Source organism: Synechococcus sp. BDU 130192 (assembly GCF_963876085.1).
Taxonomy (GTDB): Bacteria; Cyanobacteriota; Cyanobacteriia; order Cyanobacteriales; family MRBY01; genus MRBY01.
The window spans coordinates 133,932-148,025 of the sequence record NZ_CAWNNO010000033.1; the positions used below are offsets into that span (position 1 = coordinate 133,932).

Annotated in this window: 17 protein-coding genes, 1 tRNA gene and 1 other RNA gene; 11 read left to right on the forward strand and 8 right to left on the reverse strand. The window is 49.3% G+C overall.

Annotation, left to right across the window (positions count from 1 at the left end; translation table 11 throughout):
• Positions 1–206 precede the first annotated feature (206 nt).
• The 4 genes from AACT35_RS09225 to AACT35_RS09240 are packed head-to-tail and all read left to right on the forward strand — an operon-like array spanning position 207 to position 1,263.
• Positions 207–479, forward strand: a complete 273-nt coding sequence (locus tag AACT35_RS09225; protein ID WP_030007523.1) for a hypothetical protein — start codon at positions 207–209, stop codon at positions 477–479.
• On the forward strand, positions 476–889 hold the full coding sequence (locus tag AACT35_RS09230; protein ID WP_099240693.1) for a type II toxin-antitoxin system VapC family toxin: 414 nt from the start codon (positions 476–478) through the stop codon (positions 887–889). Before AACT35_RS09225 ends, AACT35_RS09230 begins: the two co-directional genes overlap by 4 nt.
• Before the next feature lies 1 nt (position 890).
• Positions 891–1,016 carry a hypothetical protein gene (locus AACT35_RS09235; RefSeq protein ID WP_255447889.1) on the forward strand — a complete coding sequence of 42 codons (126 nt, stop codon included), beginning with the start codon at positions 891–893 and terminating at the stop codon, positions 1,014–1,016.
• A 16-nt stretch (positions 1,017–1,032) separates the two neighbouring features.
• Positions 1,033–1,263, forward strand: a complete 231-nt coding sequence (locus AACT35_RS09240; RefSeq protein WP_065710899.1) for a hypothetical protein — start codon at positions 1,033–1,035, stop codon at positions 1,261–1,263.
• Positions 1,264–1,347: 84 nt separating this feature from the next.
• Here the strand turns inward: AACT35_RS09240 and AACT35_RS09245 are convergent, their stop codons facing one another.
• The 3 genes from AACT35_RS09245 to AACT35_RS09255 all read right to left on the reverse strand — a co-directional run bounded on the left by AACT35_RS09245 (position 1,348) and on the right by AACT35_RS09255 (position 2,356).
• The gene (locus tag AACT35_RS09245; RefSeq protein WP_143596816.1) at positions 1,348–1,836 is read right to left on the reverse strand and encodes a hypothetical protein; all 489 of its coding nucleotides are present in this window, start codon (positions 1,834–1,836) and stop codon (positions 1,348–1,350) included.
• A 126-nt stretch (positions 1,837–1,962) separates the two neighbouring features.
• The gene (locus AACT35_RS09250) at positions 1,963–2,154 is read right to left on the reverse strand and encodes a hypothetical protein (RefSeq protein ID WP_099240695.1); all 192 of its coding nucleotides are present in this window, start codon (positions 2,152–2,154) and stop codon (positions 1,963–1,965) included.
• A gap of 128 nt (positions 2,155–2,282) precedes the next feature.
• Positions 2,283–2,356, reverse strand: a tRNA-Met gene (locus AACT35_RS09255).
• Positions 2,357–2,525: 169 nt separating this feature from the next.
• Between AACT35_RS09255 and AACT35_RS09260 the strand changes: the two genes are divergently transcribed.
• Both AACT35_RS09260 and ffs read left to right on the forward strand, forming a co-directional pair.
• Complete coding sequence (locus AACT35_RS09260) at positions 2,526–2,993, forward strand: YidH family protein (protein ID WP_030006344.1); 468 nt, start codon at positions 2,526–2,528, stop codon at positions 2,991–2,993.
• A gap of 37 nt (positions 2,994–3,030) precedes the next feature.
• Positions 3,031–3,127: signal recognition particle sRNA small type (ffs, locus tag AACT35_RS09265), an RNA gene on the forward strand.
• Positions 3,128–3,154: 27 nt separating this feature from the next.
• Here ffs and AACT35_RS09270 read toward each other — a convergent pair.
• Entirely contained in the window at positions 3,155–3,745 is a 591-nt protein-coding gene (locus tag AACT35_RS09270) for a PAP/fibrillin family protein (RefSeq protein ID WP_099240697.1), read from the reverse strand.
• Positions 3,746–3,803: 58 nt separating this feature from the next.
• Entirely contained in the window at positions 3,804–4,928 is a 1,125-nt protein-coding gene (gene proB, locus AACT35_RS09275; RefSeq protein WP_099240699.1) for a glutamate 5-kinase, read from the reverse strand.
• Between the two features lie 190 nt (positions 4,929–5,118).
• Here proB and AACT35_RS09280 point away from each other — a divergent pair, with 190 nt between their 5' ends.
• From AACT35_RS09280 to AACT35_RS09290, 3 genes are read left to right on the forward strand one after another with little or no spacing between them, the layout of a single operon-like run.
• Positions 5,119–6,081: a class I SAM-dependent methyltransferase gene (locus AACT35_RS09280; RefSeq protein WP_099240701.1), complete on the forward strand. Its 963-nt coding sequence runs from the start codon at positions 5,119–5,121 to the stop codon at positions 6,079–6,081.
• Positions 6,082–6,106: 25 nt separating this feature from the next.
• Positions 6,107–7,075, forward strand: coding sequence for a hypothetical protein (locus tag AACT35_RS09285; RefSeq protein WP_099240703.1), 969 nt, complete (start codon positions 6,107–6,109; stop codon positions 7,073–7,075).
• Positions 7,076–7,080: 5 nt separating this feature from the next.
• Complete coding sequence (locus AACT35_RS09290) at positions 7,081–8,787, forward strand: NAD+ synthase (protein ID WP_254048079.1); 1,707 nt, start codon at positions 7,081–7,083, stop codon at positions 8,785–8,787.
• Between the two features lie 15 nt (positions 8,788–8,802).
• Here the strand turns inward: AACT35_RS09290 and sfsA are convergent, their stop codons facing one another.
• The 3 genes from sfsA to AACT35_RS09305 form a co-directional block, all read right to left on the reverse strand.
• Entirely contained in the window at positions 8,803–9,561 is a 759-nt protein-coding gene (sfsA, locus tag AACT35_RS09295) for a DNA/RNA nuclease SfsA (protein ID WP_099240707.1), read from the reverse strand.
• Positions 9,562–9,590: 29 nt separating this feature from the next.
• A complete protein-coding gene (locus AACT35_RS09300; RefSeq protein WP_030006349.1) occupies positions 9,591–10,169 on the reverse strand; it encodes a late competence development ComFB family protein in 579 nt (192 codons plus the stop codon).
• Between the two features lie 160 nt (positions 10,170–10,329).
• The gene (locus AACT35_RS09305) at positions 10,330–10,971 is read right to left on the reverse strand and encodes a class I SAM-dependent methyltransferase (protein WP_099240709.1); all 642 of its coding nucleotides are present in this window, start codon (positions 10,969–10,971) and stop codon (positions 10,330–10,332) included.
• Between the two features lie 82 nt (positions 10,972–11,053).
• Between AACT35_RS09305 and AACT35_RS09310 the strand changes: the two genes are divergently transcribed.
• Entirely contained in the window at positions 11,054–13,264 is a 2,211-nt protein-coding gene (locus tag AACT35_RS09310) for a PP2C family protein-serine/threonine phosphatase (RefSeq protein ID WP_099240711.1), read from the forward strand.
• 97 nt (positions 13,265–13,361) lie between these two features.
• Positions 13,362–14,072, forward strand: coding sequence for a Crp/Fnr family transcriptional regulator (locus tag AACT35_RS09315; protein ID WP_099240861.1), 711 nt, complete (start codon positions 13,362–13,364; stop codon positions 14,070–14,072).
• Positions 14,073–14,094 lie beyond the last annotated feature (22 nt).

The following is a 14,094-nucleotide window of genomic DNA, read 5'->3' on the forward strand; positions in this document are numbered from 1 at the left end:
TCAATTTGCTAAATGTGCTGGGATTACTCATCAAACTAGAACCTCAGCAAGCGGACTTGCTAGAACATATTTGCGGAGGAGAAACCATTTCCCTACAGACTCTGAAAAAGACAAATGCCTTAGCAGAATCATCAGTCTCTTGTTCACAGAAAAACAACCCAGATCAATTATCTTTACTCTAACTATTTAGATTGGAGAATTTTGTCATGACAGAACGCGAACAACTCATCCAAGAACTAGAGAAAACCCCAGATATCCTCGTGGGGGAAGTCTTAGACTTTTTGTTATTCATCAAGAAGAAAGCTTCCCAAGCAATTCCTCAAGAGAAGACTCAAATGGTCTCACAAACTTCTCCTTTTCTGAATTTTATTAATCAACTAGAAACTGATTTGCCAGTGCAAGAGGAAGAGAAGTTGCCGAGTGATTTTGCAAAAAATCTTGATCATTATCTGTACGGTTTAGCAAAAGAGGCAGAATGAAGAAAGTCTTTGCAGATACAGGTTATTGGATCGCTTTACTTAATCCTGATGATGACCTTGCTGATAAAGCTAAACAGCTTGCTTCATCCCTAACTTCCACTACTATCGTGACCAGCGAAATGGTTTTTAGTGAACTACTGAATGCTTTTTCCAAGAAAGGTAGTGTTTATCGAGAACGGGCAATTCGTTTGATCGATTACGCATCTCAGAGTTCAGAAATAGAAGTCATTCCCCAGACGACAGAACTTTTTAGCTCAGCCCTCGATCTCTACAAGCAAAGACCGGATCAAGGCTGGAGCCACACTGATTGTTCATCATTCTGCATTATGCAACAGCAAGATATTTTAGAAGCCCTCGCCTATGACAAGCATTTTGAGCAAGCTGGTTTCATAGCTCTCTTGAGAAGATGATATGGAAAAAGTTGAAAGTATGCCCTACAGCAAAACAGTTGAGACATTGAGCGTAAACGTTTGTCGCGGTGTGAAAGAGGCGATCGCCCTCACAAAACAATCTTTGCAGACTAAGCTAGAGGCATAATTTGGGAGAACAACCGATGCTGATCCAAAAAATTATCGATGAACTCCATGAAATTCCTGAAGATAAACTGAATCAGGTCTATGAACTCATTCATTATTTTCAGTTGGGGCTCAAACAAGAGCAAATAAGCATTCCATCAAACGATACAGTCCAAACTTGGTCACAGGGAAATCCTCTCAAAAATACGGTTATTGCCGAAGAGGATATTGTGAGCCCGATTGATGTTGCTTGGGATGCCCAAACATGATCATCCTAGATACCCATGTCTGGATCTGGTGGATGACCGAATCACCAAAATTATCTAGTCCAGCAGCAGCGGCGATCGCCGTTTTTATTTGCCGTAACGCCGTGTGTTATCTAGGCGCGTTTTCATGGTCTCGATCTGCTTCTGGATCTGGATTTTCTGATCCGTAAACCCATCAATCTGGGCCTGTTGCTCTTTAATTTTCAACTCAAGCCGCTTGAAATAATCGAGCTGGGAAACCGAGAAATAAGCAATAGGAAACCATATCCCTAGGAATGCAATCCAGGCTAAGTCAGATTCTGCTCCCATCAAAAACAGCCAAGGGATACTAGCAAAGAAGGCCGCAAAATGAGTGATCATATAGTTCAAGAAAACGATCCGCCATTTTTTATAAAACTTTTTGTAGATCCAGACTTCCAGGCTGAGCGCAAGCATCATCAAAAATAAGACCGCAAGCCACTCATCTCCATATTTTGGCCCCGTGGTTACAACTCCGTTAACGATAAAAGCAAATCCAAGGGAACCAAGACAAAATACCCCAAGCAGTTTCAGGGTTTTGAGGAAAGTATCAATCATGAGCTTTTTCCAGGGGCGCGAGGACGGTCGGGATTATCCGTAATCTATTGGGTAAGTGTTAAAATGTCATCCTTCTGGTACTAATGATGATAAGTCCTAAAATGCGTATCTAAACCTGTGATTTAATCAAAATTCCCGCTGCAAGCCTTCCTCATTGGCACAGACTCCAAGGGCGATCCGTTGCCGATGGGGAGCTGTCCGCCCCGTCCCAGGTTTAGGGGGGAGAAAGGCCCGCAGATAGACCCGTTTCCCCTGGATTTCCACAGATACGCCGATTCTAAGGGCGTTTAAATCCCGGTTTATCGCTTCAATATTCATGGCTGATCTAGACCATATTTAGACCAAGCCTTACGGGGAAATAGGCGTCCCAGGCCACCATGAAAAAGTAAGCGAAAATTCCCTACGCTACCGATAGCGCAATGGAAATTTGATTTACACTGTAAATATGGCTCGAGGCAGATTTGAACTGCCGACCTTGGGCTTATGAGTCCCCTGCTCTAACCAGCTGAGCTACCGAGCCAAAACCGTAAACAATAATAACTACCACAATAGTGGTTGTCAAGACTTTTCCTAAAAAAACTACCACAATGGTAGGTGTTGAGATTTTGCTGAAAATAACTACGGAAAGTCGAATATCACAATGGAGTTTGCCCAATCCCCATACAATACGGGAAACTGCTGAAATCGTTATGCCCCAACTCCCAAAAATTGACCGACAGCGGGAACACCAAGCCAACGAACGCACCTTTCTGGCTTGGTTGCGTACCTCGATCGCCTTAATTGGTTTTGGCTTTGCGATCGCCCGTTTTGGTTTTTTTGTGCGTCAAATTGAAGAAACCCTAGTCTCCCAAAGTAATTTACCCTTGCCGAACCTGGCCTCTTCCGAAACACTGGGTCGAGCCTTTGCGATCGCCGGCATTGTGATCATTGCTTTGGCTCTGTGGAACTATCATCAACATTTTCGCCAAATTGAGCAGGGAAATTATCAGCCCAATCGCTGGATGATTACCACAACGGCGCTGGTGGCAATGGTTTTAGGGGGGCTGAGTTTGATTTTGATGATTGGCAGTAAACCCGATCCGACTCGGGAAGATTTTTCTCGCTCCCAGGCCCTTCCTAGAGCCTCAAATGTGTTTAAGCGTCACACTAGGTACTAATTCCCAAGGGGAAGACTTCTGTGTTATATTTTTAAGCGACTCGGATCTATGCGATCTCGACGCCCAAACCTTGTCAGGACCGGAAGGTAGCAGCAATACGGGATGCTCGTGGTAGGCGTAGGCTCCGGGTCTTTTGGTTTTTTGGGGATTGCAGCAGTCAGTTAGTACTTTTCACGGCTTAGAACAAACACGCTACCCTCATTCCCCCGGCCAATGCGCAGATCTTCATCGAGATAAGTAATATCAAGCCAGCCATTATTATTTTTGCTGTTAATTCCCACATCAACAGGAAAGAATTTTTTCCCGGCTAACATTTGCTCGACGAGTCCTTTCGGAAAACGGTAGTTCATCAGGCGTTGGGAGCCAATCACATAGCGATTAAAGAAAACGTTCACCCGCTGATCAGAGACGGGAGTGAAAGAGGCTTCCACGAGCACTAAGCCTTCAAGGAAAGGAATCCCCTCTAGTTCGGCGATGTTGTAGATTTTTTGCTGGAGTGGCCGCACACATTGGTAAACCTGCCCTAACTGCAAAAGGGGAAAGCGATTGATCCCCAAGATGTCTTTACTGGTGGTATAAATCAGTCGCCAATCCCCTTCGAGTAAAGTTGTTGCTTCTAGGGGCTTGGGGGTCGGGTTTTGGTCTTCGAGGCGATCAACGATGGCGAGGATATTGGCGCGGTCTACTTCAGTGGCGATCAGACCACGATTTTTTCCGGCAATGGTTTCGAGGAGGTTCGTTTTTAGATTCATGGAAAGGTGAGCAGTGGTCAGCGCAGGTCTAAGGAAATTTAGGCCATAGATTATTTTCTCATATCCCTTCAGCGGCGATCAGCAGGGCCAAGTTATCTCGGTGAATCACAGTATCGGCGCTGCCATAGCCGAGAATTTGGCGAATTTGGGTCGAATGTTGCCCTTGAATTTTTTCAATATCTTGGTGGTTGTAGTTTACTAACCCTCTGGCGATCGCCTGACCGGTTTGGGTTCTCAGTTCTACGGGGTCGTTAATGGTAAATTCCCCTTCCACGGCAACAATACCTGCCGCGAGGAGAGAGCGGCCATTTTTCAGGAGGGCCTGGGTTGCGCCATCGTCAAGGGTGAGAATTCCCTGGGGTACAAGGCCATAGGCAATCCAACGTTTACGGGCATTATCGGCCTGGGGTTGGGCTTCAAAATGGGTGCCGATATCTTCCCCGGCAACAATTTTCAGGAGATTCTGGGGGGTTTTGCCCTGGGTAATCACCGTGCGTACGCCAGCGCTGGTGGCAATGCGGGCAGCAGTGAGCTTTGTTTGCATGCCCCCTGTCCCCCATTGAGAACCGCTAGATCCGGCATCGACCTGGAGGTTAAACAGTTCGCTGGAACTGACCAGGGGAATGGGGCGGGCGTCAGGATTTTGTCTGGGGTCAGCGGAATAGAGGCGATCCACATCGGTGAGCAGCACCAACCAGTCGGCATTCACCAAGCTGGCGACCAGGGCAGAGAGGGTATCGTTATCGCCGAATTTCAGTTCATCGACGGCAACGGTATCGTTTTCGTTCACAATCGGGATCACGCTGAGATCCAACATCGCGTTGAGGGCTTCCTGGACGGTCAGGTAGGAAGTGCGATCCACGAGGTCTCGACGGGTGAGTAATACCTGGGCGATCGCCTGTTGCAGACTGGTAAATAGATCATCATAGAGGCGAATTAAGCGGCCTTGACCCACGGCGGCGATCGCCTGTTTTTCGGCAATTTTTTTCGGGCGTTCCGAACGTTTCAACACCCCACAGCCCACGCCCACGGCCCCAGAGGAGACGAGGATCACCCGGTGGCCCTTTTGTTTGAGGCGGGTCAAGGTTTCTACAAGGGTACCGATGGTTGCCAAAGCCAACATGCCTGTATTGGGATCCGTGAGGCTAGAGGTGCCAATTTTAACGACGATGGTTTGGGGCATAGAAGACTGTGAGGCTAGGTGAATTTTTCTATTATTTCAGCAAAAATTCCCTTGAGCCGAAAATCTTACCCCACGTCCACAGCATCCTTCTGGTCTCCCGTTAGGGAAAACAAGGGATTTCAGCAATGGCGGTAAAATAGACCCAGTTTCTGTGTTTTACATCCGCTGACAAAAGTCCCCAACGTTATCCATGACCCACACTGCGATCGCCAAAGAAAAACCCGATTGGGCTGGGGAAGACTGGTTATCCCGCCTCGTCAACCGTCTGATCCAAACAAAGCCCCTCTACGCCCTGATGAAACAACAGGCCCGGCGCGTTCTGATTAAAACCGCCGAAAAAAATGGTGTCCCCTGGCGACAGATCGTGAAGGAACTGGAGCAATCCCCAGCTAAACAATATTTCCAAGACATCGCCAATCCCCACCTGGACTACCCCGACTATTACCGAGTCCCCTTCCATGCCTACAACGAAGGGAATTTATGTTGGCAAGCAGCCTTTGAGGCAGCCCCGGCGACGGCAGCGATGGCCCTACGGGTTTGGAAAACGGAACCCCTCACCCCAGAAGTGGCCCAGGCCCGACTCCGCAATAGTTTTTTAGATGTTCTTGAACAATATTTGCCCCAGAACGTAAACGAAGCCTTGGATATCGGCTGTTCCGTGGGGATTTCGACCTTTGCGCTTTTAGAACGACTCCAGGCCAAAAATCCAGCGGTCAGGGTAACGGGTTTAGACCTTTCACCCCACATGCTCGCGGTGGCTCAGGTTCAAGATAAAAATCAAGCGGTGCAATGGTGCCATGGCAAGGCGGAAACGACTGGCTTCGCGGACAATCAGTTTGATCTGATCACCCTGCAATTTGTCCTCCATGAACTGCCCAATCAAGCCACCCGCGAAATCTTCCAGGAATGCCGACGCATTTTGCGGCCCGGAGGTTGTTTGGCGATCGTCGATAACAATCCGAAATCTCCGGTGATTCAGGGTTTGCCGCCAGCCTTGTTCGTGTTGATGAAGAGTACAGAGCCTTGGAGTGACGAATACTATACTTTTGATGTAGAATTGACACTAAAAGAAGTCGGTTTTGATTACTGCACCACCGTCGCTAGTGATCCGCGCCACCGCACGATCATTGCCCATAAACCAATAGCTTGTTGATATTAGTTTTAAACAATTGTAATTCATGAATCATAACAATGTCTTTTACATAACCAATTTCACTCGATCTAAAATGCTCTGGTCTTTGTGGAGAGCAATAGATATTATAGAGATTCAACCACAGGACTTAGAACCCCTTATTTCAAAGGCATCGGATCTCATTCAGTACAATTCAGAAAGAAGACAAATCAAGAAGCTTAGAGGTTTTTTTGAAGATCTAGATATTCATATTGAATCTATTTATAAAATAAAATCAAAAAATTTTTCTGATGAAGCTAGACAGCCACTTCGTAGTGCTAGTAAACCATTATTCTTTCATGTGAATACTGATTGTAAAAGACTGAAAAGTGACTATGAAAATCTTGAGCTTGTATGCAGAAAACCAGAAGACTTGACTAAAGTCATTAGCCCAATGACGCTGAATGATTTTAATAAAAACTATATTGTTCCTGCAGCGATTAAGACAGAAAAGCAGCTACCTGAAAACGTTAGCAATCAGGAATTCATAAAGACTTTCTGGGAAAATTTTTCTTTCTTCATTCTACTTCACACAAGCATAGACTTTTCGTGTATAAAGGCTTGTTTCGGGATTGAAACAGTCAAAAAAAAGAATAGTGGACATGTAGAAATCAACAATTTCTCTGAGCAGCAATTGTTTAATTCAATAGAGGATCAGATAGAAGTTATAGAATTTTTTTATGAAGAAAATAGAGAGATACTATCTCAAAAAAAAGAAACATATCCAAGAAAGATTATCGGCATTGATCATCAATTAGAGGTGGCAAGCAATATTCATAATCAATGGAAAAACCAAAAAGATGATCTCAAGTTTCTGCTTACAGAATATTATCGAATGAGATTCAATCCTGACATTGAAAAATTGGAAAATTTGTTGGATTCATTGAACTTTACTCATTGTCGACACTGCAAACAATATATTCAAAACAATACACCAGTAAATAATATTTACCCTTCAGATGACATGCCTTTTTAGTGAGAATTATGAAAATTGCGATCGCCCAACTGAACCCCACCATCGGGGACTTGACTGGTAATGCCGAGCGGATCCTGGTCGCAGCAGAACAAGCGGCGATCGCCAATGTCCGCTTATTGCTCACACCGGAACTGTCCCTCTGTGGGTATCCGCCCCGGGATCTCTTGCTCCATGCGGATTTTATTGACCGGATGCAGGCCCAGCTCACGGCCCTCGCCGCAAAAATTCCGCCGACCCTCGCCGTTTTAGTCGGTTTGGCAACTCCCAACCCAGAGGCGATCGCCAAGGGGGAAAAAGCCCTCCACAACAGCATCGCTCTTATTGACCAGGGGAAAGTCCAGCACATTTTCCATAAACAACTGTTGCCCACCTACGATGTGTTCGACGAAGACCGCTATTTTGAACCCGGCAAGCAGTCCAACTGGTTTTTCCTCCATCCCAGCCCAACGGTCGCCCCTTTAAAAATTGGCGTCACCATCTGCGAAGATCTCTGGAATGACCAAGCCTTTTGGGGCAAGCGCCAGTACGAAATTAATCCCCTCGAACAATTGGCCGAGGCCGGGGTCGATTTGATCGTTAATTTGTCAGCTTCTCCTTACACCGTCGGGAAACAGCGCCTGCGGGAAGGAATGCTCCACCATGGCGCCCAACGTTACCGGACGCCCATTCTCTACGCGAACCAAGTGGGGGGGAATGATGATTTGATTTTTGACGGCGGGAGTGTGGCCTTTGACCGGGAGGGACAACTGGTTGGGCGATCGCCAAGTTTTCAAGAGTCCCTGTTGGCGGTGGAATTTAGCCCCGACCCACAAACCCTATCACTGCCCCAGGGTTTACCTGCTGCTTTTCAGCAAACCATTAGTCCCGAATATGATGCCGATGAGGCGGAAATTTTTGCAGCTCTGGTGTTGGGTCTCCGAGACTATGCCCGTAAATGCGGCTTCTCGAAAATTGTCCTGGGTTTGAGTGGTGGCATCGACTCGGCCTTGGTGGCGGCGATCGCCGTTGCAGCGGTGGGGGCAAAAAATGTCCTGGGGGTGCTGATGCCTTCCCCCTACAGTTCGGAACATTCCCTCAGCGATGCGATCGCCCTGGTGGAAAATCTCCAGATTCGCCACGAAATTATTCCCATTGAGCCAGCAATGCAAGCCTTTGAGACGATGCTCGGCGATTTATTTACAGGCACAGAATTTGGGGTAGCCGAAGAAAATCTCCAGTCCCGCATCCGGGGGAATCTGCTGATGGCGATCGCCAACAAGTTTGGTTATCTGCTGGTGTCAACGGGCAACAAATCCGAAATGGCGGTGGGTTATTGCACCCTCTATGGCGATATGAATGGCGGCCTGGCGGTGATTGCCGACGTGCCGAAAATGCGGGTGTTTAGCCTTTGTAAATGGTTAAACCGCGACCGAGAACTCATTCCCCCGGCAATTATTACCAAACCCCCTAGTGCGGAACTGCGCCCCGACCAATTGGATCAAGACTCCCTGCCCCCCTATCCGGTGTTGGATGAGATCCTCAAACGGGTCATCCACCGCAATCAATCGGCCCCAGAACTCCACGCCGCTGGCCATGACCACGATACTGTGGCCCAGGTTTTAAAGCTCCTTCATCGTGCCGAATTTAAGCGCCGTCAGGCTGCTCCTGGTTTGAAAATTACCGATCGAGCCTTTGGTACGGGGTGGCGGATGCCCATTGCCTGCCGCTGGTAAAGCAGATCCCAAACGTTAACCAACCCCAGAGATTTCAGTTGATTCCCAGGGAGCCAAGCCGAGGTAACAAATGCCCTCTGGACTAACTGCAAAGCGACAGGGAAGAATTTGGATGCCGGCGGCGATCGCCTGACGGAATAGCTCCCCATATTTCGGGTCTTTGCTATCCCCAGGGGCAAATCGGGTGCAATCGCCTCGGTTGATGAAATAGAGCATCACCGCTTTTGCTGCGGGCACAATGTCGATGAGTTCTTGGAGGTGCTTTTGGCCCCTGGTGGTTTCAGTATCCGGGAAAAGCGCCAGTTCTCCCTTTGTCCAGGTGGTATTTTTAACTTCCACATAAATAGGCGATCGCCCTTCTCCTGTCAGCAGAAAATCAATGCGACTTTTATTCTCTGTGCCATAGCGCACTTCCGGTCGCACCGTGTCGTAATGGTCAGCTAATTCAGGGATTTGCTTCGCCAAAAGCATCGCTTTGATCACCCGGTTGGGTAACGCTGTATTGACGCCGACCCAAGTTGGCTCTGGGGTGTGTAACTGGATCATCTCCCAGGTATAGGCCAGTTTGCGCTTGGGATTATCACTTTTTGAGAGCATTACCGGCGCTCCCAATTCACAAATCCCCGTCATCGGCCCCGTATTGGGACAATGGGCCGTAACGATTTCCCCGGAGGCCAATTCAATGTCTGCTAAAAAACGTTTGTAGCGTTTCCGCAGGATGCCAGGGATCAATTCAGGATAACGATAAACAAAAGGCTGTGTGGTCGCGGTCATCGGTGGAAAAATTAAGCTGGCGATCGCCCCTAAAACTTGTAATGGGGATCTTGCCAATCAAAGACAGGGGGAACGTAGGTTTGATATTCCCATTCTGTGATCACATCTTCAATGCGGCGGTGCACAATCCCCTGGGTGGCTGCTTTTTTGAGGGCTTTGGCCACAATGATTTTTAGGGTATCCCAATCCATATCCGGGGCATCTGATTCGATGAGATAGGAATCCCGTAGGAGTTTTTCGAGGTCCCGTAGGCAGGTTTCGGCGATTTCGTATTGGGCATATTGGGCTGGCACTAGGGGCGTTGAAGAACGCAAAGGATCCCGTTGGACAGCGGCGATCGCCTGGCGCACCGCAATATTAATTTGTTGCTTGAGATCCAGAACGCCTTTTTCTTCTTGGCGCTCTTTACCCCGTTCGCTGGAGGCATAGAGGGGAGGCACCCGGTTCAAAGCATAGGTGGCCACCTCCACCACATCAATATATTCAGCTAATTTCTGTGGGAGGCGCTTGAGTTGCCGATGGATTTCCTTGTGCACCAGGTTTTCCATAATATTTTGGTAAGCACGGCGATTGCCCTTTCCTGGTGAGGGCGCAGATGGCTGATTCATAATAATGGCCCCTGGAGAGCAACGGGGGATTTTTTAGCAAAGACTGCAGATTTTGGCGAAAACAAGGGCAAAAAATACTTTTCTCTAAGTACCCATTTAATACTATAGTTTGCTTTCCCTGCAGACCCAGATTAAGTTAACAATTGTTGCGGCTCCCCATTTACTGCTTTCTGGCAGCAACCGCATAGAACGGATCCCGATGGCCCAGGCCCAGCATCTGTAACAGCAGGGGTTGGTCGCTCCGTTGTGTCACCACAGTCGGTTTGGCAAAGCCTGGGGTTTGCTGAAAGTAATGCTGCACGAGCTGGAGATGTTCGGCGTCGGTACTGTCCCGCCAAGCGGCGATCGCCTTTTGGTAAAACATCCGATTTGAAAAACTAACAATACAAATTCCCCCTGGGGTCAGCACCCGTTGAATTTCTGCAAACACCGCCTCTGGATATTGGAGATATTGCACCGAGACCGCCACCAAAACCGCCTCAAAGCTTTGATCGGCCAAGGGTAATTTGGGATCGGCATTGAGGTTTTGAACAAAATAGCGATCCAGACGACGGTTTTTCGCCAGTTCTGCCGCGTTCATTCCGTGGCCGACCACCTCCCGAAACGCGAGATCTGGCAAATGGGAGACCCAACTGCTCATCAAATCTAGAACTCGATCATTGGGCTGCAACAACGTGCCATAGAGTTGGGTTAACTGGTCAATAAAGCCATCATCTACGTGGGTCACAAACCGGGGGTAATCGTAGAAAAGCTGATCATCGCTAGAATCGAGCTTCTGCCGTTGGCTAGGGGAAAGAATCATAGAAAATGCAGCGCAAAGAATACGTTAAATTAGTGATCATGCGGGGAAACCCCCAGTCAATCTGCCCCTCAGGCACAGATGTATGGATATTTCTAAGGTAACGATTTCTTGTGGGAAAAACGACTGCCCAGGGGTAGCTTCGTTGGCCCAATCCCATTGTCCCCTCTGCCAAGCGCCGGTGGTTAAGCGCTATCTGCGGGTTGTGGGGGCCCCCCAGTTGAACCTCACGCCCCAAACCCTCGTCGGGGAAGGCGATCGCTATTGGGTGACAGAAACCCCAGATATTGTCTTAGATACGAAGCCCGCATTGCCCCCGGTACTAACCGAAACGCTCCCCCCGGCCATCGAAAGTTATCTACGGCTCTCGACCCATCTGCTCCACATTCCCAAGGTATTTGGTCTGTTGACCCCCCAGGAAGGGTGGTTACTGGAATATCCATCGGTAGCCCTCGACGAAACCGGCTATCCTCGTTGGCCAAATTTATTTATGCCCCTCACGGAAGCTTGGCAGACCGCAACTCCCCTGCAACAACTCAACTGGCTGATGCAGATTGCGGCGCTATTACCAGATTTTGTGGAACATGGAGTGGTTCCGAGTGTTTACTATCTAGGGGACTGGGCTGTCCACGGGGGCCTTATTCAGGTGCAAAAATTGCGCTTTGAACCCAACCAGCCCTTAAATTTGGTGCGCCTGGGGAATTTGTGGGCCGAGTTACTCGAAACCGTGGCCCCTGTGATTCAACCTTTTTGTCATCGCCTCCAGCAGGGGTTAAGCCAAGGCCAGATCCAAGATTCGCAGCAGCTCTATGGGATTTTGCGCCAGGGGGTTTTGGAATTGGGGCGATCGCCCCTGGAATATCATTACCGCCTCTATACCAAAACTGACGCTGGCCCCAGCCGTGATCACAATGAGGATGCCTGTTTTCCGCCCCCCGGCAAAGTTTATCCCGATGCGCCCCTAGCAATTGTCTGTGATGGCATTGGTGGCCATGAACAGGGGGAAGTGGCCTCGGCGATCGCCATTGAGCAACTGCAAACCCAACTGGAAAATCTCACGGATCACCCACCGGAGCAGGCCGCTCAGATCCAAGAAAAATTAGCCGCCGCCGTGCTCCAGGCCAACGATGTAATTTGCGATCGCAACGACCAAGAAAATCGCCAAGACCGGAACCGCATGGGCACCACCGTTGTCATGGCCTGGGTTCATGCCCCCGAACTTTACCTGACCCACGTGGGGGACTCCCGCATTTATCGCATCACCACCACCAGTTGCCACCAACTGACCTATGACGATGACCTCGGTTCCCGGGAAGTCCGTCTTGGCTATGCCCTCTACAAAGACGCCCTGGCTTACCCTGGATCTGGGGCTTTGGTGCAAGCTTTGGGGATGAATCCGTCCCATTCCCTCCACCCCACCGTAACGTCCCTGGTGCTGGATCAAGACGCGATTTATCTTCTTTGTTCCGACGGCCTCAGTGATGATGGCCAAGTAGAAGCCCATTGGGCAGCGGAAATCGCCCCCCTAATCCAAGGCCAAAAAGATCTGACCCAGGTGGGCGATCGCCTGATTGAAATTGCCAATACCAAGAATGGCCACGACAACAGCACCATTGCCCTACTCCAGGTCAAAGTGCAAGGAGAAGTTCCCGAAACGCCGATTCCTTACCCGAAACTCACCCAACTACAACCAACCTTTATCCAACCCAAGGCACCGCCCCCCGTGGCAACCCAAATGTCTCGGCTCCGGGGACGCAAAACAGCAAATTCCCCCAGTCGTCTATTGCTGATTTTGGCTGGATGTCTGTGTTTGTTGGGGGTCGGCAGTTTGCTGTGGCAACGTTGGCAGCGGGAACCCCTAGGCAGTTCTCCCTCCACAACACCACCGACGATTAATCCTGTCCCCATTACAGATGTCACCGAAGATCCACCAACGGTAACGGTGCCCGCAGGGGAACCAGAGGAGACGACTTTACCCCTGAGCAAAAATCAAATTTTTCAGCTCCAGGAAAATCGTTCCCTCACAGCCTACGCCACACCAGAGGCGATCGCCACCGCCACCGCCGATCCGTTATTAATTTTGGGGGGCAGTATTCTTCGGGTCGAACAAATCAATGGGGATAATCAAGTGATGCTGAAACTTTGTCAAAAAGGCGATCAAAGCGCACCTCCAAGTCGCAAACTTTTGACCGAGGGCAATAATGCTTGGGTGGCCCTCGCTGACCTAGAGGGACAATTAACCCCTGATTTTACGGTGCCTGCCGCGAACCCTTGTGTGCCATCTGCTCTGGAATAAAAATGTTGGGGCTATCGATCTTCCGGAGGCATTGCATAATGGAGGGAGATTTAAGCCCCATGTGACCCTGCTGACCCTGCCCTTTGCCCCAAGAATTATGGCCGAATCCCCCACGAATCCGGTGAGTGATGACACAGCCCGCACCTTCCTCAAGGCGTTACCTTTTTTCCAGGGGCTACCGGAGGCAAGTCTACAAAAGGCGATCGCCCATCTGGTGACGCGGCCCTTCCCAGCCAACCAAATTATTCTTTTAGAAAAAGACTGGGGCGGTTCTGTTTACTTTATCCAGATGGGCTGGGTGAAAATTCGCACCTACAACCTCAATGGCAAAGAAATTACCCTGAATATCCTCGGCGCTGGGGAATTATTTGGCGAAATGGCCGCCCTCGAAGAAGCCACCCGTTCCACCGATGTGATCACCCTGACCGCCACCACCATTAGTAGTATCCCCGCCGCCGACTTCGTTGAATTGGTAAACACAGAGCCTCTGGTGGGAGTCCGTCTCGCCCAACTGATGGCCAAACGTCTCCGCCAAGTGAACCGTCGCCTCCAGGTGCGTGAAACCAATAGTCTGGCGCGAGTCGCTGATATCCTGGTCTTTTTGGCCGAAAGTCAAGGACAAGCCACAGACCAAGGGGAGATCTGCATTCCGAGTCTGCCCCATCGGGAACTGAGTAGTTTAAGTGGTCTGGCGCGGGAGACAGTCACGCGGGTTTTGACTAAGTTAGAAAAGAAGGGTTTAATTAGGCGCACCCCGGATGCTGTGTTTATCCCAAATCTGCGTGCCCTCGACGACATCATCCATTAGGCGATCGCTGTGACTGAGCATT

Bases quoted from the DNA above. Each gene is read 5' to 3' on its own strand.
- AACT35_RS09270 (WP_099240697.1), bottom strand. From the start codon at position 3,745: ATGAATCTAAAAACGAACCTCCTCGAAACCATTGCCGGAAAAAATCGT.
- AACT35_RS09260 (WP_030006344.1), top strand. From the start codon at position 2,526: ATGCCCCAACTCCCAAAAATTGACCGACAGCGGGAACACCAAGCCAAC.
- AACT35_RS09280 (WP_099240701.1), top strand. From the start codon at position 5,119: ATGACCCACACTGCGATCGCCAAAGAAAAACCCGATTGGGCTGGGGAA.
- AACT35_RS09250 (WP_099240695.1), bottom strand. From the start codon at position 2,154: ATGAATATTGAAGCGATAAACCGGGATTTAAACGCCCTTAGAATCGGC.
- AACT35_RS09240 (WP_065710899.1), top strand. From the start codon at position 1,033: ATGCTGATCCAAAAAATTATCGATGAACTCCATGAAATTCCTGAAGAT.
- AACT35_RS09230 (WP_099240693.1), top strand. From the start codon at position 476: ATGAAGAAAGTCTTTGCAGATACAGGTTATTGGATCGCTTTACTTAAT.
- AACT35_RS09235 (WP_255447889.1), top strand. From the start codon at position 891: ATGGAAAAAGTTGAAAGTATGCCCTACAGCAAAACAGTTGAGACATTG.
- AACT35_RS09315 (WP_099240861.1), top strand. From the start codon at position 13,362: ATGGCCGAATCCCCCACGAATCCGGTGAGTGATGACACAGCCCGCACC.
- AACT35_RS09310 (WP_099240711.1), top strand. From the start codon at position 11,054: ATGGATATTTCTAAGGTAACGATTTCTTGTGGGAAAAACGACTGCCCA.
- proB (WP_099240699.1), bottom strand. From the start codon at position 4,928: ATGCCCCAAACCATCGTCGTTAAAATTGGCACCTCTAGCCTCACGGAT.
- sfsA (WP_099240707.1), bottom strand. From the start codon at position 9,561: ATGACCGCGACCACACAGCCTTTTGTTTATCGTTATCCTGAATTGATC.
- AACT35_RS09300 (WP_030006349.1), bottom strand. From the start codon at position 10,169: ATGAATCAGCCATCTGCGCCCTCACCAGGAAAGGGCAATCGCCGTGCT.
- AACT35_RS09245 (WP_143596816.1), bottom strand. From the start codon at position 1,836: ATGATTGATACTTTCCTCAAAACCCTGAAACTGCTTGGGGTATTTTGT.
- AACT35_RS09285 (WP_099240703.1), top strand. From the start codon at position 6,107: ATGAATCATAACAATGTCTTTTACATAACCAATTTCACTCGATCTAAA.
- AACT35_RS09225 (WP_030007523.1), top strand. From the start codon at position 207: ATGACAGAACGCGAACAACTCATCCAAGAACTAGAGAAAACCCCAGAT.
- AACT35_RS09305 (WP_099240709.1), bottom strand. From the start codon at position 10,971: ATGATTCTTTCCCCTAGCCAACGGCAGAAGCTCGATTCTAGCGATGAT.